This window comes from Streptomyces purpurogeneiscleroticus (assembly GCF_020024005.1).
Taxonomy (GTDB): Bacteria; Actinomycetota; Actinomycetes; order Streptomycetales; family Streptomycetaceae; genus Streptomyces; species Streptomyces purpurogeneiscleroticus.
Window position 1 is genome coordinate 1 of the sequence record NZ_NHSG01000406.1, and the last position, 23,734, is coordinate 23,734.

Consider the following 23,734-nt stretch of genomic DNA (forward strand, 5'->3'; position numbering starts at 1 on the left):
GGCGAGGGGCCGGCCGGCGGATGGCCGGTGGGCCGGTGGGGCGCCGAGCAGTAACGCTTCGGCTTGTGGCCCCCCTTACGACCTGGGGATTTTATGCGGTCGGGAGGGGCGGCCCGGAGTTGTCCACAGGGTGACCCGCCCCTGGCGGTCAGCCGGGGGGCCAGTTGAGGCCGCGGCCGCCGAGGACGTGGGCGTGCGCGTGGAAGACGGTCTGGCCCGCGCCGGTGCCGGTGTTGAAGACGATGCGGAAGCCGGTGCCGTCGACCTTGTCCTCCTCGGCGACCTTGCGCGCCTCGCACAGCACGTCGGCGGCGACCTGCGGCTCGGCGGCGGCCAGGGACGCGGCGTCCGGGTGGTGGACCTTGGGGATCACCAGGACGTGGGTGGGCGCCTGGGGGTTGATGTCGCGGAAGGCGACGGTCGTCTCGGTCTCTCGGACGATCGTCGCGGGCACGTCGCCCGCCACGATCTTGCAGAACAGGCAGTCGGCCTGCGGTTCTCCCGCCACCGGGTGCGCTCCTCACGGGTCGTCGGCTCGTACGACCTGATCGTACCGATCGGGGGCGCGGCGGGGGTTACTGGCGTGCCGCGGAGGTGCCGTGGACGTCCTCCTGGTCGCCGTTGTGGTCACCGTTGTGGTCGTCCCCGTGGCCGTCCTTGCCGTCGTGCCACTTGCCGTCGTCCTGCCACTTGCCGTCCTTGCCGTGACCGTCGTCGCCGTGGTCACCGTTGTGGTCGCCGTCCGGGCAGTCGTCTTGGTGACCGTCGTCGCGGCTGCCGTCGTCCTGCCACTTACCGTCTTCCTGCCACTTCCCGTCGTCGTGGCCGTCGCCGTGGTCGCCCCCGTTCTGGTCGCCGCCCCCGCCGTTCTCGTTCCCGCCGCCACCGCTCCCGTCGTCGCCTCCGCCCCCGCCCTGGTCATCGCGGGCAGGCCCGGACTCCGGGTTGTCGGAGTTACCGGAGCCATCGGAGTTACTGGGGTTATCAGAGTTGCCAGGGTTACCGGAATCATCGGAGTTACCGGGGTTATCAGGGTTCCCCGAATTGTCGGCGCCCGGCGAGGCCCCCGTCGCCGGGGCGTCGCAGTTGCCGATGGTGTCCGTACGGAAGATCACCCGTCCCCCGACCACCGCGGTCAGCTCGTTGCCCTCCACGCACCGGCCGTTGACCTCCCGGGTCACCGGGCCCCGGATGGTGATCCGCTCGCCGCTCACCGTCTCGCCCTGGCAGTCGACCCGGGCGCGCTCGCTCGCGGCCGGGGTGGCGGCAGCCGTCCCCGTCGGTGCCGGCCGGCCGCCGTTCGGCGCCGACGCCGTGCAGCTCAGCCACCGCACGTCGACGCTCTCCCACTCCAGCGCCCGGGTCCCCTGGCGGTCCGTGGTCACCGCGATCGCCGAGGTGTTGGAGTAGCTCGATGATGGCTCGCACGCCGCTGTTCCGGCGGCCACCGCACCCGCGGCCCCCGCCGCTGCCAACGCCCGTAACCAACGGCCCCGCACGCGTCCCTTCATGCCCCGCAGCGTGCCATCGCCGCCGTACGGCCCGACAGGCCCGCTCCGGCCAACTCCGCGCGGCGCTCCCCCGGCCGCGCCGATCATCACTAGCCTGGGCTCCGAAGACCAGGTTCCGCCACATACGGGAGCGACCCACATGGCAACGACGCGCACGGCCAAGACCCACTGGGAAGGCAACCTGATGGAGGGCAAGGGCCAGGTGGCCCTCGCCTCCTCCAACATCGGTACGTACGACGTGAACTGGCCGGCCCGCGCCGAGCAGCCGAACGGTACGACCAGCCCCGAGGAGCTGATCGCGGCGGCCCACTCCTCCTGCTACTCCATGGCGTTCTCGCACGGTCTGGCCGGTCAGGGCTACACCGTGGAGACGCTCGACACCCAGGCCGATGTCACCTTCCAGCCGGGTGAGGGCATCACCGCCATCGCGCTGACCGTGAAGGCCAGCGTTCCCGGCCTCTCGGAGGCGGACTTCCAGGCGGCCGCCGAGGACGCCAAGAAGAACTGCCCGGTCAGCCAGGCCCTGGCGGGCGTCAAGAACATCACGCTCGACGCGACCCTGATCTGACCCCGTACCGGCCGGGCGCCCAGCCCCACCGGGCGCCCAGCCCCACCGGGCGTTCAGCCCACCGGGCTCAGTCCCAGCGGCCGGTACGGCCCAGCAGCAGGGCGGCCGCGGCCGTGCCGGCGGTGGAGGTGCGCAGCACGCTCGCCCCCAGCCGGTACGGCTTCGCGCCGACCGCCGCGAAGGTCTCCAGCTCCTCCGGCGAGACGCCGCCCTCGGGGCCGACGACGAGCACGATGCCGCCGTCGGTGGGGAGTTCGGCGCGGGCCAGCGGCTCGCTGCCCTCCTCGTGCAGGACGGCGGCGAAGGCGGCGCCGGACAGCAGCGCGGCCACGTCCTTCGTCGAAGCCGCATCCGCGACCTCCGGGAACGTCAGCCGGCGGGCCTGCTTCCCGGCTTCCCGCGCCGTATTGCGCCACTTCGTCAGCGACTTGGCGCCCCGCTCGCCCTTCCACTGCGTCACACAGCGGGCCGCCTGCCACGGCACGATCGCGTCCACGCCGGTCTCGGTCATGGTCTCCACGGCCAGTTCACCGCGGTCGCCCTTGGGCAGCGCCTGTACGACGGTGATGCGCGGCCGCGGCGCGTCCTCGGTCCGTACCTCCGTCACCGCGACGTCGAGGCGGTCCTTGCCCTCGACCGCGGCGACCGTCCCGTACGCGCCGGTGCCCGCGCCGTCCGTCAGCACGATCTCCTCGCCGGCGCGCAGCCGCCGCACCGACACCGCGTGCCGCCCTTCCGGGCCGTCCAGGGTCAGGGTCGCGCCCGGCGCGGCGCCGGCCAGCGAGTCGACGAGGAAGACCGGGGCGGTCACGAGGCACTCCCGAGGGGTCCGGGTCCGGCGGCGCCGGAGGGGTTCAACAGGTCGCGTGCGGCGGCCAGTTCGGCCACCAGTACCTCCGTCAGCTCGGCCGCGGGCAGCTGCCGGGCCAGCCGGTGGCCCTGGCCCGCCCACAGGTTCATGGCCTGCGGGTCGCCGGCCTTGGCGGCGGCCTTGCGTACCGGGGAGGTGAGGTAGTGGACGGCCGGGTAGGCGGCCGGTGCGTACGGGCCGTGCTCGCGCAGGAAACGGTTCGCCAGCCCGCGGGCCGGACGACCGGAGAACGCCCGGGTCAGCTCCGTACGGGTGAACAGGGGGTCGGTCAGCGCCCGCTTGTGCAGCGGGTGGGCGCCGGACTCGGGGCAGGCCAGGAAGGCCGTGCCGAGCTGGGCGGCTGCCGCGCCCGCGGCCAGTGCGGCGGCGATCTGCGCGCCGCGCATCAGCCCGCCCGCGGCGATCACCGGCAGCCGGACGGCCTCGCGGACCTCGGCGATCAGCGTGAGCAGGCCGACGCCCGCGCCGGTGCCGTCGCTCTGCGGGTCGTCGCGGTGCGTGCCCTGGTGGCCGCCGGCCTCTATGCCCTGGACGCACACGGCGTCGGCGCCCGCCTCCTGCGCGGCCCGCGCCTCGGCGGCCGTGGTGACGGTGACGACGGTGTACGTGCCGACCCTGTCGAGGGCCTGCAGGATCTTGCGGTCGGGGCAGCCGAAGGTGAAGGAGACCACCGGCACGGGGTCCTCGCGCAGGATGGCGAGCTTGGCGTCGTACCCGTCGTCGGCAGAGCCCGCGGTGTCGCCGAGCTCGGTCTCGTACCAGGTGGCCTCGCCCGCGAGCTGTTCGCGGTAGACCTCGACGGCGGCGGCGTCGGCGAGCTCCGGCTGCGGCATGAAGAGGTTCACGCCGAAGGGGCGGTCGGTCAGCCCGCGTACCTGCTTGATCTCCTGGTACATGCCGTCGGCCGTCTTGTATCCGGCCGCGAGGAATCCCAGGCCGCCGGCCGCACTGACGGCGGCGGCCAGCTCGGGACTCGAGGCGCCGCCCGCCATGGGGGCCTGCACGATCGGGTGGCGGCACAGATCGGTCAGCGCGGTGGGCATGCCCACATCGTGTCACGCGTCACGGCCGCCCCTTGAATCGGGGCGACCGTGCCACTTACACACATATTCCGGAGCGGTTCACCATCCGTAAGGACGGCCCCGCCCTCCTGCCTCATCGTCCGTTGAAGGCATCTTTGAGGCGCGAGAACAGTCCCTGCTGGCCCGGCTGGAACTGGCCCGTCGGGCGCTCCTCGCCGCGGAGCTTGGCGAGCCGGCGCAGCAGCTCCTCCTGCTCCGGGTCGAGCTTGCTCGGAGTCTGGACCTCGACATGGACGACCAGGTCGCCGCGGCCGCCGCCGCGCAGGTGCGTGATGCCGCAGCCGTGCAGCGGGATGGACTGGCCGGACTGGGTGCCGGGCCGGATGTCGACGTCCCGTACCCCGTCCAGCGTCTCCAGCGGGCACTTCGTGCCCAGCGCCGCCGCGGTCATCGGGATCGTGACCGTGCAGTGCAGGTCGTCGCCGCGCCGCTGGAAGACCGGGTGCGCGACCTCGTGGATCTCGACGTACAGGTCGCCGGCCGGGCCGCCGCCGGGGCCGACCTCGCCCTCGCCCGCGAGCTGGATGCGGGTGCCGTTGTCGACACCGGCCGGGATCTTGACCGTGAGCGTGCGGCGGGACCGGATGCGGCCGTCGCCCGCGCACTCGGGGCACGGGGTCGGCACGACCGTGCCGAAGCCCTGGCACTGCGGGCACGGCCGCGAGGTCATGACCTGGCCCAGGAAGGACCGGGTGACCTGCGAGACCTCACCGCGGCCGCGGCACATGTCACAGGTCTGCGCGGAGGTGCCGGGCGCGGCGCCCTCGCCCGTACAGGTCGTACACACGATGGCGGTGTCGACCTGGATGTCCTTGGTCGTGCCGAACGCGGCCTCGTGCAGCTCCACGTCCAGCCGGATCATGGCGTCCTGGCCGCGGCGGGTGCGCGAGCGCGGTCCGCGCTGCGACGCCGTGCCGAAGAACGCGTCCATGATGTCGGAGAAGTTGCCGAAGCCCGCGCCGAAGCCGGCCCCGCCGGCACCGCCGCCCTGGGACATCGGGTCGCCGCCGAGGTCGTAGACCTGCTTCTTCTGCGGGTCCGACAGCACCTCGTAAGCGGCGTTGATCTCCTTGAACCGCTCCTGGGTCTTGGGATCCGGGTTCACGTCCGGGTGCAGCTCGCGCGCCAGCCGCCGGAAAGCCTTCTTGATCTGGTCCTGCGAGGCGTCGCGGCTGACACCGAGGACCGCGTAATAGTCCGTGGCCACTTACGACTCCGCCAGGATCTGTCCGACGTAACGTGCCACTGCGCGTACCGCTCCCATCGTTCCGGGGTAGTCCATGCGGGTCGGTCCGACCACGCCGAGTTTGGCGACTGCCTCGTCGCCCGAACCGTAGCCGACTGCGACGACCGATGTGGAAGTGAGGCCCTCATGAGCGTTCTCGTGCCCGATGCGCACGGTCATGCTCGAATCCTTGGCCTCTCCCAGCAGCTTGAGGAGCACGACCTGCTCCTCGAGTGCCTCCAGCACCGGCCGGATCGTCAGCGGGAAATCATGTCCGAAGCGCGTGAGATTGGCGGTACCGCCGATCATCAGCCGCTCTTCGGTCTCCTCCACCAGAGTCTCCAGCAACACCGACAGCACTGTCGAGACCGTGCCGCGGTCCTCCGCTTCGAAGGACTCGGGGAGGTCCTGCACCAGTTGCGGCACATCGGTGAACCGGCGCCCCACGACCCTGCTGTTGAGCCGGGCCCGCAGGTCCGCCAGGGACGTTTCGCCGAACGGCGCCGGGCAGTCGATCATGCGCTGCTCGACCCGTCCGGTGTCCGTGATCAGGACGAGCATCAGCCGGGCCGGGGCCAGCGACAGCAGCTCGACGTGCCGGACGGTGGACCGGGTCAGCGAGGGGTACTGGACCACCGCGACCTGCCGGGTCAGCTGCGCGAGCAGCCGTACCGTACGGGCCACGACGTCGTCGAGGTCCACCGCGCTGTCGAGGAAGCTGTGGATCGCCCGGCGCTCGGGGCCGGAGAGCGGCTTGACGGCCGCCAGCTTGTCGACGAAGAGGCGGTAGCCCTTGTCGGTGGGGATGCGTCCGGCGCTCGTATGAGGCTGGGCGATGAAGCCCTCCTCCTCCAGCACCGCCATGTCGTTGCGGACCGTGGCCGGCGAGACGCCGAGCCGATGGCGCTCCGTGAGCGCCTTGGAGCCGACCGGCTCCTCGGTGCCCACGTAGTCCTGGACGATGGCACGCAGCACTTCGAGTCTGCGTTCGCTGAGCATCGCGCACACCTCCAGTCCCGCGCTCTCCCCTGGGCCGCTGCGGCCGCCTGTCCGGCCGGGGCCCGACCGGCTGTCCCTGGCACTCGACCGGTCCGAGTGCCAAACCCTGACCAGTGTACGGCCGGGTAGCACGGCCAGGGCAAGGCCGGGCACCGCGGCGCGCGGCCCGGCGGGCCACCGTATCGCGCCGCGGCTGCTCCATGTCCCCGGGATACGCCCAGGTCAGCCGGTCGGCCGCGCGCATTTTCGGGTGATACGGGCTAGCGTCGCGGTATGCGCACGAGTTGGGAAGAGGCAGGGTGGGAGCGGCTCGCCGACGGGGTCGCCCGGCGCCGGCTGCCGCACTGGGACGCCACGGTCGGCGTCGTGGCCGGGACCGCCGGCGTCCTCCTGGTCGACACCGGGTCCGGGCTGGCCGAGGGCGCCGAGCTGCGCCGCCAGGTGCGCGGCGTACTGGGCCGTGAGGTGTCCCACATCGCCCTCACCCACCCGCACTTCGATCATGTACTGGGCACGGCGGCGTTCGCGGGTGTGACGGTCTTCGGGGCGACCGGCATGGCCGAGCTGCTGCGCCGCGAGCCGGAGGCGCTGCTCTCCGACGCGGTACGGCACGGGGCCGACCCGGACGCGGCGGCCGACGCGGTGGACACCCTGGTGGTCCCGCAGCACGCGGTCTGCGGGGAACGCACCCTGGACCTGGGCGACCGCCACGTCCTGCTGGCGAACGTCGGTCCGGGGCACAGCGCGCACGACCTGGCGGTGTGCGTGCAGGGTGGTGCGGGCGGGCCCGAGGTGGTGTTCTGCGGCGATCTGGTCGAGGAGTCGGGCGAGCCGCAGGCCGGCCCCGACGCGCTCCCCGCCTGCTGGCCGGCCGCGCTGGACCGGCTCCTCTCCCTCGGCGGCGAGGACGCCCGCTACGTCCCCGGCCACGGCGCCGTCGTGGATGCCCGCTTCGTCCGCACCCAGCGCGACGAGCTGGCCCGCCGCTTCGGCGTGTCGCCCGAATAGCCCCCACGGGCGCCCCGCTCCCCGCATATCGTCTGTCGAATGCGCAGCAGACAGTACGGGCCCGACCTCACCCCTCCTTGGAAGAAGCAGCGCCCCGCGCCCGAGGTCCCCGCCGAGCCGGACCTCGTTGTCGAGGAGGTCACCACGGGTTACTGCGGTGCCGTGATCCGCTGCGAGAAGACCGCCGAGGGCCCGACCGTCACCCTGGAGGACCGCTTCGGCAAGCAGCGTGTCTTCCCGATGACGCCCCGCGGCTTCCTGCTCGAAGGCAAGGTCGTCACCCTCGTACGCCCCTCCGCCGCGTCCGCCCACCCCCAGGGCCCGCGCCGTACCGCCTCCGGCTCCCTCGCCGTCCCCGGCGCCCGCGCCCGCGTCGCCCGCGCCGGGCGCATCTACGTGGAGGGCCGCCACGACGCCGAGCTGGTCGAACGCGTCTGGGGCGACGACCTGCGCATCGAAGGCGTCGTCGTCGAGTACCTCGAAGGCATCGACGACCTCCCCGCGATCGTCCGCTCCTTCTCCCCCGGCCCCGACGCCCGCCTCGGCGTCCTCGTCGACCACCTGGTGCCCGGCTCCAAGGAGTCCCGCATCGCGGCCTCGGTCACGGACGCGAACGTCCTGATCGTCGGCCACCCCTACATCGACATCTGGGAGGCCGTGAAGCCGTCGTCGGTGGGCATCCCCGCGTGGCCGTCCGTCCCCCACGGCCAGGACTGGAAGACCGGCATCTGCCGGGCCCTGCGCTGGCCGGAGAACACGGGCGCCGCGTGGCAGCGCATCCTCGGCTCGGTCCACTCGTACAAGGACCTGGAGCCGGCGCTGCTGGGGCGGGTGGAGGAACTGATCGATTTCGTTACGGCACCGCCCGCCTAATCGACCAGGTCGCGCACCACGGCGTCGGCGAGCAAGCGGCCGCGCAGCGTCAGGACCGCCCGCCCGGACTCGTACGGTCCGGGGTCCAGCAGGCCGTCCGCGAGTGCCTTCTCGGCCGCCGCCAGCCCGGCCGGGCGCAGCAGGTCCAGCGGGCAGCCCGCCGCCAGTCGCAGCTCCAGGAGGATGCGTTCGACGCGGCGGTCCTCCTCGGAGAGGAGTTCGCGGCCCGCGCCCGGGGAGCGGCCGTCGGTCAGGGCCTGTGCGTACGCGCCCGGGTGCTTCGCGTTCCACCAGCGGACGCCGCCGATGTGGCTGTGGGCGCCGGGGCCCGCGCCCCACCAGTCGGCGCCGGTCCAGTACAGCTCGTTGTGGCGGCAGCGGGCCGCCTCCGTGGTGGCCCAGTTGGAGACCTCGTACCAGGTGAAGCCCGCGGCGGTGAGGGTGTCCTCGGCGATGAGGTAGCGGTCGGCGTGCTCGTCGTCGTCGGTCATCGGGACCTCGCCGCGGCGGATGCGGCGGGCGAGCTGGGTGCCCTCCTCGACGATCAGCGCGTACGCGGAGACGTGGTCGGGGCCCGCGCCGACCGCCGCGTCCAGGGAGGCGCGCCAGTCGTCGTCGGTCTCGCCGGGCGTGCCGTAGATCAGGTCGAGGTTGACGTGGTCGAAGCCGGCGGCGCGGGCCTCGGCGACGCATGCCTCGGGGCGCCCGGGGGTGTGCGTACGGTCGAGGATCTTCAGCACGTGCTGCCGGGCGCTCTGCATGCCGAAGGAGACGCGGTTGAAGCCGCCGGAGCGCAGCTCGGAGAGGTAGCGCGGGTCGACGGACTCCGGGTTCGCCTCCGTGGTGATCTCCGCGTCCGGTGTGAAGCCGAATTCGTCGCGGATGGCCGCGAGCATGCGGGAGAGGTCGGCGGCGGGCAGCAGCGTGGGCGTGCCGCCGCCCACGAAGACCGTCTCGACGCGGCGCGGGTCGTCGCCCATGACCTTGCGGGCGAGCCGGATCTCCTCGACGAGGGTGTCGGCGTAGTTCTCGCGGGAGGCGAGCACCCCGCCGGAGCCGCGCAGCTCGGTGGCGGTGTAGGTGTTGAAGTCGCAGTACCCGCAGCGCGTCGCGCAGTACGGCACGTGCAGGTAGAACCCGAGGGGCCGCTCGCCCGCTCCGTCCAGGGCGGAGGCGGGCAGCGCCCCGTCCTCGGGCATGGGCTCACCGTCGGGGAGTGCAGAAGGCATACCGCCATTGTCCGGCACGCGGGGAGTGATCCCTTCCGCCGCCCGGCTACGGGCCCAGTACCGCCTGCAGCACCAGCAGCGCCAGGTCGTCGTCCGGCGGCGTCGCCCCGAAGGCGTGCACGCGGCCCCTCAGGTGCTCGGCGACGCCCTCGGCGCCCAGCCCCGCGCACTCGGCGAAGGCGTGCGCGAGGCCGTCCTCGTCGTCGAAGAGCCGGTCGCCCGAGCGGCGCTCGGTCACGCCGTCGGTCACGCACAGCAGCGTCTCGCCGGGCGCGAGGTCGAAGGACTCGCTCTCGTACTCGGTCTCCTCCATGACGCCGAGCAGCATCTGGGGCGCGGCGACCGCCCGCACCGTGCCGTCCGTGCCGAGCACCAGCGGCAGCGGGTGCCCGGCGCTGGCCAGCGTGCAGCGGGCGCCGCCGGAGCCGTCCGCGTACGGGACGATCTCCCCGTACAGGAGGGAGAGGAAGCGGGCCTGCTCGCTCTCCTCCCGGTAGCCGGGCTGCAACTCCGCCTCGGAGCCGGCCTCGACCACCGCAGCGGCCACCGCGGCGACGGAGTCGGCGGCCTCCCGCGCGACCGTGCGGTTCAGCCGGTCCAGTACGTCGCGGACGCCGTACCCCTCGCGGGCCAGCAGCCGCAGCACCGGGCGGGCCAGGCCGGTGACGGCCGCCGCCTCCGGGCCGCTGCCGCAGACGTCGCCGAGCATGAAGCACCAGCGGCCCTCGCCCGCCTGGAAGAGGTCCCAGAAGTCGCCGCCCGCCCAGGCGCCCTCGCGCGGCTCGTACACCACGGCGGAGGCCACGCCCGGCACGTCGGGGCGGCGGCCGGGCAGCAGCCGGCGCTGCAGCACCCGGCTGATGCGTTCCTGACGGCTGTAGGCGTCCGCGGTGGCGATGGCCCGGGCCACCCTCCCCGCCAGGTCCTCGATGAGCGAGACGACCTCGTCGGGGAAGCGGAGCAGTCCGGCCCGGCCTATCAGGATCGTGCCGTGCCGGCGCACGCCGGAGATCAGCGGGCAGGCCAGCGCCGCGCCGCCGGGGCCGAACCCACTGGGCTCGCCGGGCCACGGCCAGGGGCCCGCGCCGGTGGGGTGGCCGTCGCCGCCGCGTCCGGTCAGTACCGGCGGGTCCTTCTCCAGCAGCTCGCGCAGCCCGTCGATGCGGGACTCCGTGGCGTGCCAGACGCGGGCCAGCCGGGGCGCGCCGAACTCCCCGCCGTCGTCCAGCCACACCGCGCACCAGTCGGCCATCCGCGGCACGATCAGCTGCGCGACCAGCGCGGCCACCTGGTCCGCGTCCAGCTGCCCGCTGAGCAGGTCGGACGCCTCGGCGAGGAAGGACAGCGCGCCGTGGTGGAGCCGCTCCACCTCGCAGCGGCGCAGCGCGGCCCGCTGCGGCCCCGGCGGCATCAGCTCGGTGGCCGGCGGCCCGCCCGGCGTGCTGCGGTCCGCGTGGAAGATCTCCACCGGCGGTCCGTACACCGCCTCCGGCGCGTCCGCGGTCACCCGGAACCACACGGTCTTCACGGTGCGCCGGTACGTGATGCCCCAGGAGTCGGCGAGCGCGCCGACCAGTTGCAGGCCACGGCCCGCGCCCTCGGCCGTCACGGCGTCGTGGCGGCCGCGCACCGGGCGGGTCGGGTGGTGGTCGGAGACCTCCACGGTCACGGCGGTCTGCGGGCCGTCCTCGTCCAGCCGGCACAGCAGCTCGACGGCGGTGCCGGCGTGCACGACGGCGTTGGTGACCAGCTCGCTGACGAGCAGTTCGGCCTCGTCGGTGACGCGCGCGGTGAGGTACTCGGTGCCGGGCAGCCCGCGGGTGATCCAGTCGGCGAGCGTCGTGCGGACGAACTGCCGGGCGGCGCCGGCGGCGATGGGGGCACCGGGCAGTCCGACGGCGCGGAAACCGTCGGTTCCGTATGCACCGTCGGCGGGTTGTGTTCCCTCGGCGGAGGGGCCGTCGGCGGGCGGACCGCTTTCCTGGGCGGGGACGGCGCCGGGCCGGGCCGTGGCCCGCCTGCGCACCACGTCGGTTTCCGACGGAGTTGTCGTCCTCATTGAGCACTCCCGAGCAGTTCCGCAATCGCGCCGAATGCGCCATCGCCAGAGTGACAGACTGAGCTCACCCATTCGCGCCGAGTTACTGAAGTGGGTCACTATGTCGGTGGATTCCGCAGCGCCCCGCGACACGCGGGAGACGGGGACCGACTGGGTGCGGGCGGCTGATCTCAAGCCGCTGCTCACCGCACTCGCGTCGATGTCCTCCGGTGACTTCCGCACAAGGCTCCCCGTGGCGTACGACGGCATCCTCGCCGATCTGCACGGGGCCTTCAACGACATCGTCCTGCGGGCGAAGCACCACGCCGACGAGCTGGTGCGGCTGCGCTCCGAGCTGATCCGGCAGGGCCGCCTGGACGAGCGGATGGCAGCCAGTCCCGGCTCGGGCACGTGGGCTTCCTCGGTGCTCGCGACCAACGACATCATCGAGGCGCTGGTGGTCCCGGCCGCCCAGGCGACGCAGGTGCTGAACGCGGTGGCGGGCGGCGACCTGACCCAGCGCGTGGAGCTGCACGACGGGCACCGCAGGCTGCGCGGCGACCGCTGCGGGCTGGGCCGCGCGGTGAACTCGATGGTCGACCAGCTGTCGCTGTTCACCGGCGAGGTCACACGGGTGGCCCGCGAGTCGGGCAACGAAGGGCGGCTCGGCGGCCGGGCCAAGGTCGCCGGTCTGTCCGGGAGTTGGCGGGATGTGACGGAGGCGGTCAATACGATGGCCGCCCGGCTGACCGCGCAGGTGCGGGACATCGCGGCGGTGACGACGGCGGTGGCGCGCGGCGATCTGACGCGTCAGGTGACGGTGGAGGCGACCGGCGAGCTGCTGGAGCTGAAGCTGACGGTCAACACGATGGTGGACCAGCTCTCGGCCTTCGCCGACGAGGTGACGCGGGTCGCCAGGGAGGTCGGTACGGAGGGCCGGCTCGGCGGCCGGGCCCAGGTGCCGGGCGTCTCCGGGGTCTGGAAGGACCTCACCGACAACGTCAACTTCATGGCCTCCAATCTCACCTCACAGGTACGCAACATCGCCCAGGTCACCACCGCGGTGGCCAACGGTGACCTCAGCCAGAAGATCACGGTCGACGCGCGCGGCGAGATCCTGGAGCTGAAGGAGACCGTGAACACGATGGTCGACCAGCTCTCCGCGTTCGCCGACGAGGTGACCCGGGTCGCGCGGGAAGTCGGTACGGACGGGCGGCTGGGCGGCCGCGCGCAGGTGCGCGGGGTGTCGGGGATGTGGAAGGACCTCACCGACAGCGTCAACTTCATGGCGGACAACCTCACCACGCAGGTGCGCAACATCGCCCTCGTGGCGACCGCGGTGAAGGAGGGCGACCTCGGCAGGAAGATCACGGTCGAGGCCAAGGGCGAGGTCCTGGAGCTGAAGACGACGATCAACACGATGGTCGACCAGCTCTCCGCCTTCGCCGACGAGGTCACCCGGGTCGCCAGGGAAGTCGGTACGGAAGGCAACCTCGGCGGCCAGGCCCAGGTCCGCGGCGTCTCCGGGGTCTGGAAGGACCTCACCGACAACGTCAACTTCATGGCCTCCAACCTCACCTCACAGGTGCGCAACATCGCCCAGGTCACCACCGCGGTCGCCGACGGCGACCTGTCCAAGAAGATCTCGGTGGACGCGCGCGGCGAGATCCTGGAGGTCAAGGAGACCGTCAACGGCATGGTCGACCAGCTGCGGGCGTTCGCCGACGAGGTGACCCGGGTGGCCCGTGAGGTCGGTACGGAGGGCGACCTCGGCGGCCGGGCCCAGGTGCGCGGCGCGTCCGGGGTCTGGAAGGACCTCACCGACAACGTCAACTTCATGGCGTCGAACCTCACGACGCAGGTACGCAACATCGCCCTCGTCGCCACCGCCGTCGCCCAGGGCGACCTGTCGCAGAAGATCGACGTGGACGCGCGCGGCGAGATCCTGGAGCTGAAGACCACCCTGAACACCATGGTGGACACGCTGTCCTCGTTCGCCTCCGAGGTGACCCGGGTGGCCCGCGAGGTCGGCAGCGAGGGCCAGCTGGGCGGCCAGGCACGTGTCGAGGGCGTCTACGGCACCTGGAAGTCCCTGACGACCAGCGTGAACGAGCTCGCGTCGAACCTCACCACGCAGGTCCGGGCGATCGCCGAGGTGACCAGCGCGGTGGCCTCCGGCGACATGACGCGCAATGTCACGGTCGAGGCCCGCGGCGAGGTCGACGAGCTGAAGAACAACATCAACATGATGGTCTCCAACCTCCGCGAGACCACCCGCGCCAAGGACTGGCTGGACGCCAACCTCGCCCGGCTGGCGGGCCTGATGCAGGGCCACCGCGATCTGGTCGAGGTCGCCGACCTGATCCTGCGCGAGCTGACGCCGCTGGTGAACGCGCAGTACGGCGCGTTCTTCCTGGCCAGTGCCGAGACCGACGAGCTGCGCCTGGACTTCATCGCGGGATACGGCTCCGCGCACGACGCCAGCATCGACACTCCCGGCTCGCACGGCCACGGCCTGGTCCGCCAGTCGGCCATCGAGAAGAAGCGCATCCTCGTGGAGGAGGTGCCGTCCGACTACATCAAGGTCGACTCCGGGCTCGGCGAGGCGGCCCCGAACACCGTCGTGATCATCCCCGTGCTCTTCGAGGACCGGATCCTCGGCGTGATCGAGCTGGCGTCCTTCTCCCGCTTCTCCGACGTCCACCTCGCCTTCTTCGACCAGTTCGTGAACACCATCGGCGTCGCCATCAACACCATCGTCGCCAACTCCCGTACGGAGTCGCTGCTCAGCGAGTCCCAGCGGCTGGCCGGCCAGCTCCAGGAGCGCACGGGCGAGCTGCAGCGCCGCCAGGCCGAGCTGCAGCGCTCCAACGCCGCGCTGGAGGAGAAGGCCGCGCTGCTGGCCAGCTCCTCGCGGTACAAGACGGAGTTCCTGGCGAACATGTCGCACGAGCTGCGCAATCCCCTGAACTCCCTGCTGATCCTGGCCCAGATGCTCATCGACAACGAGCACGGCCACCTCAGCCGGCACGAGGTGGAGAGCGCGGCGATGATCCACCGCTCCGGCTCCGAGCTCCTCCAGCTGATCAACGACATCCTCGACCTGTCCAAGATCGAAGCCGGCCGGATGGATGTCTTTCCCTCCCGGGTACCGCTGATCAAGCTGCTGAACTACGTCCACGACACCTTCCGCCCGCTGACCCTGGACCGCGGCCTGGCCTTCGAGGTCTCGGTGACCGACACGGTGCCCAAGGACCTGTACAGCGACGAGAAGCGGATCAAGCAGGTGCTGCGGAACCTCCTCTCCAACGCCCTGAAATTCACCTCCAAGGGCAAGATCGACCTACGGGTGGACCGGGAGGACGAGGAGACCGTCACCTTCACCGTCACCGACACCGGCATCGGCATCGCGGCCGAGAAACTGCCGGTCATCTTCGAGGCATTCCAGCAGGCGGACGGCACAACCAACCGGAAGTACGGCGGTACGGGCCTCGGCCTGTCCATCAGCCGGGAGATCGCGGGGCTGCTCGGCGGTGCACTCACCGCACAGAGCGAGCCCGGCGCCGGCTCCACCTTCGCCTTCCGCATCCCCGTCAGCTGCCACAGTACGGCGGAGCCCGTCGAGCAGCCGCCCGACGGCGACGACGCGGAAACCGACGAGGACGCGGCCCCCGCCACCCCTTCGGAGGAGACCGCCCGGTCGACGGTCCCCGCGCCCGCCGCCTCTCCGGAGGAGGCCGCCTGGCCCGCCGTGTCCAATGTGGAGCAGTGGGCCAAGGGCGCCACCGGTGAACTGCTCTCGGGCGCCCAGGCGCTGGTCGTCGACGACGACATCCGCAACGCCTTCGCGCTGACGAACGTCCTCAGCCGGGTCGGTATGCGGGTCATCTACGCCGAGCACGGCCGGGAGGCCATCGAGATGCTCGGCAAGAACCCGGGCATCGACTTCGTCCTGATGGACATCATGATGCCGGAGATGGACGGGTACGAAACGATCCGCACCATCCGCCGCACCCCCCGGTACGCCGATCTGCCGGTCGTCATCCTGACGGCCAAGGCCATGCCGGGCGACCGCGAAAAATCCCTGGAGACCGGCGCCAACGAGTACCTTCCCAAACCACTGGACGTGGACCGGCTGCTGAACGTCGCGGTCGATCTGCTCTCCAAGTACCGCGCCCCCGCCTCTGCCCCTGACGGCGGCACCCCGACCAGCCATGGACACGCAGCAGACGCAGACCACGACGAGACCGGCCGGGCCGGCAATTCGTAGGGGCACTCCCGTTTCAGAGGCCACTCATGATCCACGTCACCAGCACCGACCGCGACGACCGGGCGGGCATCCTCCTCGTCGACGACATGGAGGAGAACCTCGCCGCGCTGGAAGCCGTCCTGCGCTCACTCGGTGAACCGCTCGTCCGCGCACGGTCGGGCGAGGAAGCGATGAAGGCGCTGCTCCGCCAGGAGTTCGCGGTGGTCCTGCTGGACATCCTGATGCCCGGCATGGACGGCTTCGAGACCGCGAGCAACATCAAACGGCTGGACCAGGCGAAACACATCCCGATCATCTTCCTGACCGGCACGGACGCCGACTCCGGCTATGCCTTCCGCGGCTACTCCACGGGCGCCGCGGACTATCTCACCAAGCCCTTCGACCCCTGGGTACTGCGCGCCAAGGTCAAGGTCTTCCTGGAACTGCACCAGAAGAACCGGCAGTTGCGCCGGCTGCGGCAGCAGGACCGGGACCGCCTCGACGAGCTGGCGGACCGCATCGCCCTCATGGAGCAGACACTGGCGGCCGGCGACCAGGTCGAGGCCGGCGAACTGCGCGCCAGGATGGCCGCGCTGGAGGAGACCGTACGGGCGCTCCGCCACGGCCGCTTCTGACAGCCCGCCGGGCCCCGGGTCCGTACGTCCTCCGTACGGACCCGGCGGCCGCGTCAGGACTCGCGGGCCCCCGCGTACATGTCGTCCAGCAGGTCCTTGAAGGTCCGCTCGACGACCGGGCGCTTGACCTTGAGGCTGGGCGTGACCTCACCGTGCTCGATGTCCAGGTCACGGGGCAGAATGCGGAACTTGCGGATCTGCTGCCAGCGCTGCAGCCCCTCGTTGACCCGCTCGACGTAGCCGTCGATCAGCGCGCGGACCTGCTCGGTGGCGACCACCGCGGCGTAGTCCTTGCCCGCCAGGCCGTGCTCCTTGGCCCAGGTCAGGATGGTCGGCTCGTCCAGCGCGATCAGCGCCGTGCAGAAGTTCCGGTTGGCGCCGTGCACGAGGACGTTGGAGACGAACGGGCAGACCGCCTTGAACTGGCCCTCGACCTCGGCGGGCGCGATGTACTTGCCGCCCGAGGTCTTGATCAGGTCCTTCTTGCGGTCGGTGATCCGCAGATAGCCGTCCGAGGACAGCTCGCCGATGTCGCCGGTGTGGAACCAGCCGTCGGACTCCAGCACCTCGGCCGTCTTCTCCGGCAGCCCGTGGTACCCCTGCATGATGCCGGGGCCGCGCAGCAGGATCTCGCCGTCCTCGGCGATCCGGACCTCGGTACCGGGCAGCGGCTTGCCGACCGTGCCGGTGCGGTACGCCTCCCCCGGGTTCACGAAGCTGGCCGCGCTGGACTCGGTCAGGCCGTAGCCCTCCAGGATGTGGATGCCGGCGCCGGCGAAGAAGTACCCGATGTCGGGGGCGAGCGCCGCCGAGCCGGAGACCGCGGCGCGCAGCCGCCCGCCGAACGCCTCGCGCAGCTTGGCGTACACCAGCGCGTCGGCGACCTTGTGCTTGGTGGCCAGCCCGAACGGCACCGAGGCCGTCCCGGTCCGCCGGAAGTTGTCCTGGGAGACCTTGGCGTACTCGCGCGCCACCCCGGCCGCCCACTGGAAGATCTTGTACTTCGCCGCGCCGCCCGCACGGGCCTTGGCGGCGACGCCGTTGTAGACCTTCTCGAAGATCCGCGGTACGGCGGCCATGTACGTCGGCCGCACGACCGGCAGATTCTCGATGATCTTGTCGACCCGGCCGTCCACGGCGATGACGTGGCCCTGGGCGATCTGGCCGGCGGTGAGCACCTTGCCGAAGACATGTGCCAGCGGCAGCCAGAGGTACTGCACGTCGTCCTCGTTCACCAGCCCGGTGGCCTGGATCGCGCGGGCCATGTACGCCCAGCAGTCGTGCGGCAGCCGTACGCCCTTGGGCCGGCCCGTGGTGCCGGAGGTGTAGATCAGCGTGGCCAGCTGGTCGGCGCGGAGGGCCGCGACCCGCTCCTTCACACAGCTGGGGTGCTTCTCCAGGTACGCGGCGCCGCGCTTCTCCAGCTCGGCGAGCGAGAGCACCCAGTCCTCGGGGTCGCCCTCGGCCGGTACGGCGTCCGCCTCCTCGATGACGATGACGTGCGCGAGGTCCGGCAGGTCGGCGCGGCACTCGCGCGCCTTGGCCAGCTGCGCGGCGTCCTCGGCGATCATGATGCGGCTGCCGGAGTCGGCGAGGATGTACGCCGTCTCGTCCGCGTTCGTGCTGGGGTACACCGTCGTGGTGGCCGCGCCCGAGCACAGCACGCCGAGGTCGGTGAGGATCCACTCCACCCGCGTACTGGAGGCAAGCGCCACCCGCTCCTCGGGGGCCACGCCCAGCTCGATCAGGCCCGCGGCGGTGGCGTACACCCGCTGTGCGGCCTCGGCCCAGGTCAGCGACTTCCAGTCGTCCGGACCCTGGCCCGAGGCAGGCGGTACGGGATACCGGTACGCCTCCCCCTCAGGGGTGGCCGCAACCCGCTCCAGGAAGAGCGTCGCCACGGAAGGTGGCCGGTTCTCGATCAACGACTGGCTGTCCGTCACGTGTTCCTCCGGGGCCCGCTTCATTGCTGGTGACTCGCGAGTAACCTTCGAGCAGGGATCAGACTAGAGCGCCCTGCGCTCCCATGTAAGGGCCTGCAGCACACTCATTCACCTTGTGACCGATCGGTGTACGCGCGGCTCCGCTGCGCGTCCGCGCATCGCCCTCAGAAGCCCGTCTTCCCCTGCGCGGGGCGCCCGAACCGCGGTACGGCGGCGACCCGCGCGGTACGCGAAAGGCGCCCGTCCCCGGCTGGGAACGGGCGCCTCACGTCGCCCGACGGCGCGCCGCCGCCTCGCGGCGGTCACCGTCCGGCGTTACTTCTTGCTCTTGGAGTCACCATCGGAGTCCGAGGACAGGACCGCGATGAAGGCTTCTTGCGGAACCTCCACACTACCCACCATCTTCATCCGCTTCTTGCCTTCCTTCTGCTTCTCCAGCAGCTTCCGCTTACGGGAGATGTCACCGCCGTAGCACTTGGCGAGGACGTCCTTGCGGATGGCGCGGATGGTCTCGCGGGCGATCACCCGGCTGCCGATGGCCGCCTGGACCGGCACCTCGAACGCCTGCCGCGGGATCAGCTCGCGCAGCTTGGCGACGAGCCGGACACCGTACGCGTACGCCTTGTCCTTGTGGCAGATCGCGGAGAACGCGTCGACCTGGTCGCCGTGCAGCAGGATGTCGACCTTGACCAGGTCGGCGATCTGCTCGCCGGTGGGCTCGTAGTCCAGCGACGCGTAACCGCGGGTCTTGGACTTCAGCTGGTCGAAGAAGTCGAAGACGACCTCGGCGAGCGGGAGGGTGTACCGGATCTCCACCCGGTCCTCGGAGAGGTAGTCCATGCCGAGGAGATTGCCGCGGCGGTTCTGGCACAGCTCCATGACCGCGCCGATGAAGTCGCTCGGCGTGAGGATCGTGGCCCGCACGACCGGCTCGCGCACCTCGGCGATCTTGCCGGTGGGGAACTCGCTGGGGTTGGTCACCTCGTGCTCGGTGCCGTCCTCCATGGTCACGCCGTAGATCACGTTCGGCGCGGTGGCGATCAGGTCCAGCCCGAATTCGCGCTCCAGCCGCTCCCGGATGACCTCCAGGTGCAGCAGGCCGAGAAAGCCCACACGGAAACCGAAGCCCAGCGCGGCCGAGGTCTCCGGCTCGTACACCAGCGCCGCGTCGTTCAGCTGCAGCTTGTCCAGCGCCTCGCGCAGCTCCGGGTAGTCCGAGCCGTCCAGCGGGTACAGACCGGAGAACACCATGGGCTTCGGGTCCTTGTACCCGCCCAGCGCCTCCTGCGCACCCTTGTTGAGCTGGGTGATCGTGTCGCCGACCTTGGACTGGCGGACGTCCTTCACACCGGTGATGAGGTAACCCACCTCACCGACGGACAGACCGTCGGCCGGGGTCATCTCCGGCGAGTTCGTCCCGATCTCCAGCAGCTCGTGCGCGGCGCCGGTGGACATCATCCTGATGCGCTCGCGCTTGCCGAGCGTGCCGTCGACGACCTTCACATACGTGACGACACCGCGGTACGCGTCGTACACCGAGTCGAAGATCATCGCGCGGGCCGGCGCGTCCTTCACGCCGACCGGCGGCGGCACGTCCCGCACGACCTTGTCCAGCAGCTCGTCCACGCCCACGCCGGTCTTCGCGGAGACCTTCAGGACGTCCTCGGGCTCGCAGCCCACGAGGTTCGCCAGCTCCGCCGCGAACTTCTCGGGCTGCGCGGCCGGCAGGTCGATCTTGTTGAGCACCGGGATGATCTGGAGGTCGTGCTCCATCGCCAGGTACAGGTTGGCGAGGGTCTGCGCCTCGATGCCCTGAGCGGCGTCGACGAGCAGGATGCAGCCTTCACACGCGGCGAGCGAGCGCGAGACCTCGTACGTGAAGTCGACGTGCCCGGGGGTGTCGATCATGTTGAGGATGTGGGTCGGCCCACCCTCCTCGTCCGTACGGGCCCAGGGCAGGCGGACCGCCTGCGACTTGATCGTGATGCCCCGCTCGCGCTCGATGTCCATGCGGTCGAGGTACTGCGCGCGCATCTGCCTCTGCTCCACGACTCCCGTCAGCTGGAGCATCCGGTCGGCAAGCGTCGACTTGCCGTGGTCGATGTGCGCGATGATGCAAAAGTTACGGAGGAGAGCCGGGTCGGTACGGCTCGGCTCCGGCACGTTCGTAGGGGTCGCGGGCACGCAGAGGTCCATTCAGAGAACGCGGGTAGACGGGACTGGGGTATTCGTCCTCCCCATCGTCCCATGAGCCGCGGGTCCGGTCCGTACGGGAGGGGCGGAGGCACGGCGCGGAGCCGCGAGCTCGGCCGGTACGGGAGGGGCCGGGGCGCGGCCCGGAGCTCCCGGCCGCAGGCACCGTGCAGCGGCGGCCGCGGTCCGGTTTTGGGTGGCCGTTCCCCCTGCTGGTAGCCTGGTCCACTGTGTTTCGTGCGCTCTCGTGTACGCGACACGCAGAAAGCCCGGGACGGACGAGCTGCGGCTCGGCCCCCCGGAATCCAACGAACCTGAAAAGGCTCTTTCGTGGCGAACATCAAGTCCCAGATGAAGCGGATCAAGACCAACGAGAAGGCTCGTCAGCGCAACAAGGCTGTCAAGTCGACTCTGAAGACCGCGATCCGTCGCACCCGCGAGGCCGTGGAGGCCGGTGACCTGCAGAAGGCCGCCACCGCCCAGGCCGAGGCGGCCAAGAAGCTCGACAAGGCCGTCAGCAAGGGCGTCATCCACAAGAACGCCGCCGCCAACAAGAAGTCGGCGCTGGCGAAGAAGGTCGCGTCCCTCAAGGGCTGACCTTCCGACGTTCCGCGGAGACCTCGCGACCGGGACCTCATGATCGAGACCTCGCGACCGGGACCTCCATGAAAGCCTCGCGGCCGCCGTCACGGGTTACGACCTGTACGGCAGCCAACACGCTTCATCGCCGGTGAGGACCCAGCGGCCCCTCTCTCCGCTCCTCCCCGGCCCCCGCGCCGCACGCGGCCTGCGTTCGCCACGCGGGTGCGGCGCACCCAGCTTGATCCCGAGGACCCCGTCCCCGCCCTTCCCCAGGGCGGGGCGGGGTCTTCGGCTTGCTCACGGGTTTTCGGCTTGTACGGATCGGCTTGTACGGAGCGGCGTCCTCGGCTTGTGGGGCGTTGGAGCCTTGGGGCCTTGGGCCCTGGGGAGGGCGACGTTTTGGCTCCCTTGGACGCGACAGCCGTGGCCGATTCCCGTCGGCTACGCTGCCGCTCATGTCCAACTCGGGGGAACAGCCCAATCCGTACGCCCAGCAACCGCACCAGCCTCCTCAGGGACCACCGCCTCCGCCTCCGGCGGGGCCGCAGGCAGGGAATCCGTACGGTCAGGTGCCCCAGCAGCACCCGTACGGGGCGCCACCGGCCGGATACGGCTACCCGGCGGCCGTACCGGGCGCCGGCTACGGCGGCGGTCCGGGCGGCTCCGGCGGGACCCGTGGCGGCAAGGGCATGCCCTCCTGGCTGTGGGCCGTCGGCGGCGCCGTGGTCGCCTCGGCCGTCTGGGCCGGCGTGCTCGCCGTGACCGGCGGCCTCAGCGGCGAACCCAGCCCCGACCTGCGCGGCTACCGCTACCAGTCCGACCTCTGCCGGTCGGTCTCGTGGACGCCGTTCGAGGACGCGCGCTTCAAGATGGAGGACAGCAGCACCTCGGACAGCGCCGGCGAGAACCCCGAGCCCAGTGGCCACCAGGACCCCGCGCTGGACTCCATGTGGTGCAACGCCGACCTCGTATCGGAGGACGCGGGCGACAACGACTACTCCTCCACCCTCGTCTACTCCAAGGCGTTCCTGCACAAGAAGACCGACCCGGCACCGGAGTTCGCGGCGCGGTACCGCTCGTACGAACAGGAACAGTCCTCGACCGACTACAAGGTCGAGCCCGTACGGGGCATCGGTGACGAGGCATACCTGGTGACCCGCGAGGAAACCGCCGACAGCAAGGGCTCGTACGTGGTCCTCGGCATCCGCGACGGCTGGCTCACGTACGAGACCACCTGGTCCAGCTACTCCAGCAGCAACACCACCGGCCGGCCCGACTCCACCGAGGTCGCCGACATGCTCCGCACCAGCGCAAAGGAAACACTGGCGAGGATGCGGGGCTGAGCGGCTGGGCGGGCTGGGCGGCTGGGAGGGCTGGGCGGCCGACGCTTTCGGTGGCCCGGGCCGCAGGGTCAGCGGCGGGAGCGCGCCGCCCTGGCGATCGTCACGACCGCCTTCTCCAGCGCGTACTCCGGGTCGTCCCCGCCGCCCTTCACCCCCGCGTCCGCCTCGGCGACCGCGCGCAGGGCCACCGCCACACCGTCCGCCGACCAGCCCCGCATCTGCTGTCGTACCCGGTCGATCTTCCACGGCGGCATCCCCAGCTCCCGCGCGAGATCGCCCGGCCGGGCCCCCCGCGGCGCCGAGGCGAGCTTGCCGATCGCGCGGACGCCCTGCGCCAGCGCACTCGTGATCATGACGGGCGCGACCCCGGTCGAGACCGCCCACCGCAGCGCCTCGAGCGCCTCGGCCGCGCGCCCCTCGACCGCCCGGTCGGCCACCGTGAAGCTGGAAGCCTCGGCGCGCCCGGTGTAGTACCGCGCGACCACCGCGTCATCGATCGTGCCCTCGACATCCGCCGCGAGCTGCGCACACGCCGACGCCAGCTCCCGCAGGTCGCTGCCGATCGCGTCCACCAGCGCCTGGCACGCCTCCGGCGTCGCCGACCGCCCCGCCGTACGGAACTCCCCCCGCACGAACGACAGCCGGTCGGCCGGCTTGGTCATCTTCGGGCAGGCAACCTCGCGCGCCCCGACCTTGCGCGCCGCGTCCAGCAGCCCCTTGCCCTTCGCGCCGCCCGCGTGCAGCAGCACCAGCGTGATCTCCTCGGCCGGCGCGCCGAGGTACGCCTTGACGTCCTTGACCGTGTCGGCGGACAGGTCCTGGGCGTTTCGCACGACCACGACCTTCCGCTCCGCGAACAGCGACGGGCTGGTCAGCTCGGCCAATGTGCCCGGCTGCAGCTGATCGGGGGTGAGGTCACGCACGTCGGTGTCCGCGTCGGCGGCCCGCGCCGCCGCCACCACCTGCTGCACCGCACGGTCGAGCAGCAGCTCTTCCTGCCCCACGGCGATCGTGAGGGGCGCAAGGGGGTCGTCGTTTGCTGTCTTCCTGGCCATCGCGAACAGCATCCCACGCCCCACTGACACACCGGCCGCCACCGTTGCCCGACCGCTGTCGGAGAATGGCCGGGTGAGCGATGTTCGACATGTACTGGTGCTGCCCGACCGGGACGCCGCTGAGGAAGTGGCCGAGGTGCTGACCGAGGAGTACGGCGTGACCCAGCAGCCGCAGCTCGTACGGGACGCCCTGGCCGGCGAGGACGACGCCGAGGACGCGCAGTGGCTCGTCGTCCTGGAAGACCCGGAAGCCACCTGCGACCCGACCGCACTGGACACCCTGGCCGCCGAGTACGAAGGCTGGCTGGAACCGGCCCGCCCCTGACCCCT

19 protein-coding genes are annotated in these 23,734 nt (G+C 71.5%); 8 read left to right on the forward strand and 11 right to left on the reverse strand.

Annotation, left to right across the window (positions count from 1 at the left end; translation table 11 throughout):
• Window positions 1-148 precede the first annotated feature (148 nt).
• Both CCS38_RS29885 and CCS38_RS29890 read right to left on the reverse strand, forming a co-directional pair.
• Window positions 149-508 carry a histidine triad nucleotide-binding protein gene (locus tag CCS38_RS29885; protein ID WP_030249501.1) on the reverse strand — a complete coding sequence of 120 codons (360 nt, stop codon included), beginning with the start codon at window positions 506-508 and terminating at the stop codon, window positions 149-151.
• Window positions 509-575: 67 nt separating this feature from the next.
• Window positions 576-1,511: a hypothetical protein gene (locus CCS38_RS29890; RefSeq protein WP_223736460.1), complete on the reverse strand. Its 936-nt coding sequence runs from the start codon at window positions 1,509-1,511 to the stop codon at window positions 576-578.
• A gap of 139 nt (window positions 1,512-1,650) precedes the next feature.
• On the opposite strand from CCS38_RS29890, the gene CCS38_RS29895 reads away from it, so the two are divergent.
• Window positions 1,651-2,079, forward strand: a complete 429-nt coding sequence (locus CCS38_RS29895) for an OsmC family protein (protein WP_223736461.1) — start codon at window positions 1,651-1,653, stop codon at window positions 2,077-2,079.
• A gap of 67 nt (window positions 2,080-2,146) precedes the next feature.
• Here CCS38_RS29895 and CCS38_RS29900 read toward each other — a convergent pair whose 3' ends face one another.
• The 4 genes from CCS38_RS29900 to hrcA form a co-directional block, all read right to left on the reverse strand.
• A complete protein-coding gene (locus CCS38_RS29900) occupies window positions 2,147-2,890 on the reverse strand; it encodes a 16S rRNA (uracil(1498)-N(3))-methyltransferase (protein WP_223736462.1) in 744 nt (247 codons plus the stop codon).
• The gene (locus CCS38_RS29905) at window positions 2,887-3,993 is read right to left on the reverse strand and encodes a nitronate monooxygenase (protein ID WP_223736463.1); all 1,107 of its coding nucleotides are present in this window, start codon (window positions 3,991-3,993) and stop codon (window positions 2,887-2,889) included. The genes CCS38_RS29900 and CCS38_RS29905 overlap by 4 nt, the downstream gene beginning before the upstream one ends.
• 112 nt (window positions 3,994-4,105) lie before the next feature.
• A complete protein-coding gene (dnaJ, locus tag CCS38_RS29910; RefSeq protein WP_223736464.1) occupies window positions 4,106-5,239 on the reverse strand; it encodes a molecular chaperone DnaJ in 1,134 nt (377 codons plus the stop codon).
• Window positions 5,240-6,256 carry a heat-inducible transcriptional repressor HrcA gene (gene hrcA, locus CCS38_RS29915; RefSeq protein WP_030249513.1) on the reverse strand — a complete coding sequence of 339 codons (1,017 nt, stop codon included), beginning with the start codon at window positions 6,254-6,256 and terminating at the stop codon, window positions 5,240-5,242.
• Between the two features lie 273 nt (window positions 6,257-6,529).
• On the opposite strand from hrcA, the gene CCS38_RS29920 reads away from it, so the two are divergent.
• Window positions 6,530-7,264 (forward strand): MBL fold metallo-hydrolase, encoded by a 735-nt coding sequence (locus CCS38_RS29920; protein ID WP_223736465.1) that lies wholly within the window; start codon window positions 6,530-6,532, stop codon window positions 7,262-7,264.
• Between the two features lie 39 nt (window positions 7,265-7,303).
• On the forward strand, window positions 7,304-8,137 hold the full coding sequence (locus tag CCS38_RS29925) for a DUF3097 domain-containing protein (protein WP_223736466.1): 834 nt from the start codon (window positions 7,304-7,306) through the stop codon (window positions 8,135-8,137).
• Here CCS38_RS29925 and hemW read toward each other — a convergent pair.
• Both hemW and CCS38_RS29935 read right to left on the reverse strand, forming a co-directional pair.
• Entirely contained in the window at window positions 8,134-9,366 is a 1,233-nt protein-coding gene (hemW, locus tag CCS38_RS29930) for a radical SAM family heme chaperone HemW (RefSeq protein WP_223736467.1), read from the reverse strand. The two genes, CCS38_RS29925 and hemW, sit on opposite strands and share 4 nt — an antisense overlap.
• Before the next feature lie 46 nt (window positions 9,367-9,412).
• Complete coding sequence (locus CCS38_RS29935; RefSeq protein ID WP_223736468.1) at window positions 9,413-11,425, reverse strand: SpoIIE family protein phosphatase; 2,013 nt, start codon at window positions 11,423-11,425, stop codon at window positions 9,413-9,415.
• A 100-nt stretch (window positions 11,426-11,525) separates the two neighbouring features.
• On the opposite strand from CCS38_RS29935, the gene CCS38_RS29940 reads away from it, so the two are divergent.
• Both CCS38_RS29940 and CCS38_RS29945 read left to right on the forward strand, forming a co-directional pair.
• Complete coding sequence (locus CCS38_RS29940; RefSeq protein WP_223736469.1) at window positions 11,526-15,674, forward strand: HAMP domain-containing protein; 4,149 nt, start codon at window positions 11,526-11,528, stop codon at window positions 15,672-15,674.
• A gap of 26 nt (window positions 15,675-15,700) precedes the next feature.
• On the forward strand, window positions 15,701-16,288 hold the full coding sequence (locus CCS38_RS29945) for a response regulator (RefSeq protein ID WP_223736470.1): 588 nt from the start codon (window positions 15,701-15,703) through the stop codon (window positions 16,286-16,288).
• A gap of 53 nt (window positions 16,289-16,341) precedes the next feature.
• Here the strand turns inward: CCS38_RS29945 and CCS38_RS29950 are convergent, their stop codons facing one another.
• On the reverse strand, window positions 16,342-18,231 hold the full coding sequence (locus tag CCS38_RS29950) for an AMP-dependent synthetase/ligase (protein WP_223736471.1): 1,890 nt from the start codon (window positions 18,229-18,231) through the stop codon (window positions 16,342-16,344).
• A 315-nt stretch (window positions 18,232-18,546) separates the two neighbouring features.
• The gene (lepA, locus tag CCS38_RS29955; protein ID WP_223736472.1) at window positions 18,547-20,415 is read right to left on the reverse strand and encodes a translation elongation factor 4; all 1,869 of its coding nucleotides are present in this window, start codon (window positions 20,413-20,415) and stop codon (window positions 18,547-18,549) included.
• 339 nt (window positions 20,416-20,754) lie between these two features.
• Between lepA and rpsT the strand changes: the two genes are divergently transcribed.
• Both rpsT and CCS38_RS29965 read left to right on the forward strand, forming a co-directional pair.
• Window positions 20,755-21,021 carry a 30S ribosomal protein S20 gene (gene rpsT / locus CCS38_RS29960; protein ID WP_085925657.1) on the forward strand — a complete coding sequence of 89 codons (267 nt, stop codon included), beginning with the start codon at window positions 20,755-20,757 and terminating at the stop codon, window positions 21,019-21,021.
• Window positions 21,022-21,575: 554 nt separating this feature from the next.
• Window positions 21,576-22,349 (forward strand): hypothetical protein, encoded by a 774-nt coding sequence (locus CCS38_RS29965; protein WP_223736473.1) that lies wholly within the window; start codon window positions 21,576-21,578, stop codon window positions 22,347-22,349.
• A 68-nt stretch (window positions 22,350-22,417) separates the two neighbouring features.
• Here CCS38_RS29965 and holA read toward each other — a convergent pair whose 3' ends face one another.
• Window positions 22,418-23,404: a DNA polymerase III subunit delta gene (gene holA, locus CCS38_RS29970; RefSeq protein ID WP_037958118.1), complete on the reverse strand. Its 987-nt coding sequence runs from the start codon at window positions 23,402-23,404 to the stop codon at window positions 22,418-22,420.
• A 73-nt stretch (window positions 23,405-23,477) separates the two neighbouring features.
• On the opposite strand from holA, the gene CCS38_RS29975 reads away from it, so the two are divergent.
• Window positions 23,478-23,729: a hypothetical protein gene (locus CCS38_RS29975; protein ID WP_223736474.1), complete on the forward strand. Its 252-nt coding sequence runs from the start codon at window positions 23,478-23,480 to the stop codon at window positions 23,727-23,729.
• The last annotated feature ends 5 nt before the right edge of the window (window positions 23,730-23,734 follow it).

Coding starts and splice junctions, on each gene's coding strand:
- CCS38_RS29890 (WP_223736460.1), bottom strand. CDS start 1,511: ATGAAGGGACGCGTGCGGGGCCGTTGGTTACGGGCGTTGGCAGCGGCG.
- CCS38_RS29895 (WP_223736461.1), top strand. CDS start 1,651: ATGGCAACGACGCGCACGGCCAAGACCCACTGGGAAGGCAACCTGATG.
- CCS38_RS29905 (WP_223736463.1), bottom strand. CDS start 3,993: ATGCCCACCGCGCTGACCGATCTGTGCCGCCACCCGATCGTGCAGGCC.
- hrcA (WP_030249513.1), bottom strand. CDS start 6,256: ATGCTCAGCGAACGCAGACTCGAAGTGCTGCGTGCCATCGTCCAGGAC.
- CCS38_RS29920 (WP_223736465.1), top strand. CDS start 6,530: ATGCGCACGAGTTGGGAAGAGGCAGGGTGGGAGCGGCTCGCCGACGGG.
- CCS38_RS29925 (WP_223736466.1), top strand. CDS start 7,304: ATGCGCAGCAGACAGTACGGGCCCGACCTCACCCCTCCTTGGAAGAAG.
- hemW (WP_223736467.1), bottom strand. CDS start 9,366: ATGCCTTCTGCACTCCCCGACGGTGAGCCCATGCCCGAGGACGGGGCG.
- CCS38_RS29935 (WP_223736468.1), bottom strand. CDS start 11,425: ATGAGGACGACAACTCCGTCGGAAACCGACGTGGTGCGCAGGCGGGCC.
- CCS38_RS29940 (WP_223736469.1), top strand. CDS start 11,526: ATGTCGGTGGATTCCGCAGCGCCCCGCGACACGCGGGAGACGGGGACC.
- CCS38_RS29945 (WP_223736470.1), top strand. CDS start 15,701: ATGATCCACGTCACCAGCACCGACCGCGACGACCGGGCGGGCATCCTC.
- holA (WP_037958118.1), bottom strand. CDS start 23,404: ATGGCCAGGAAGACAGCAAACGACGACCCCCTTGCGCCCCTCACGATC.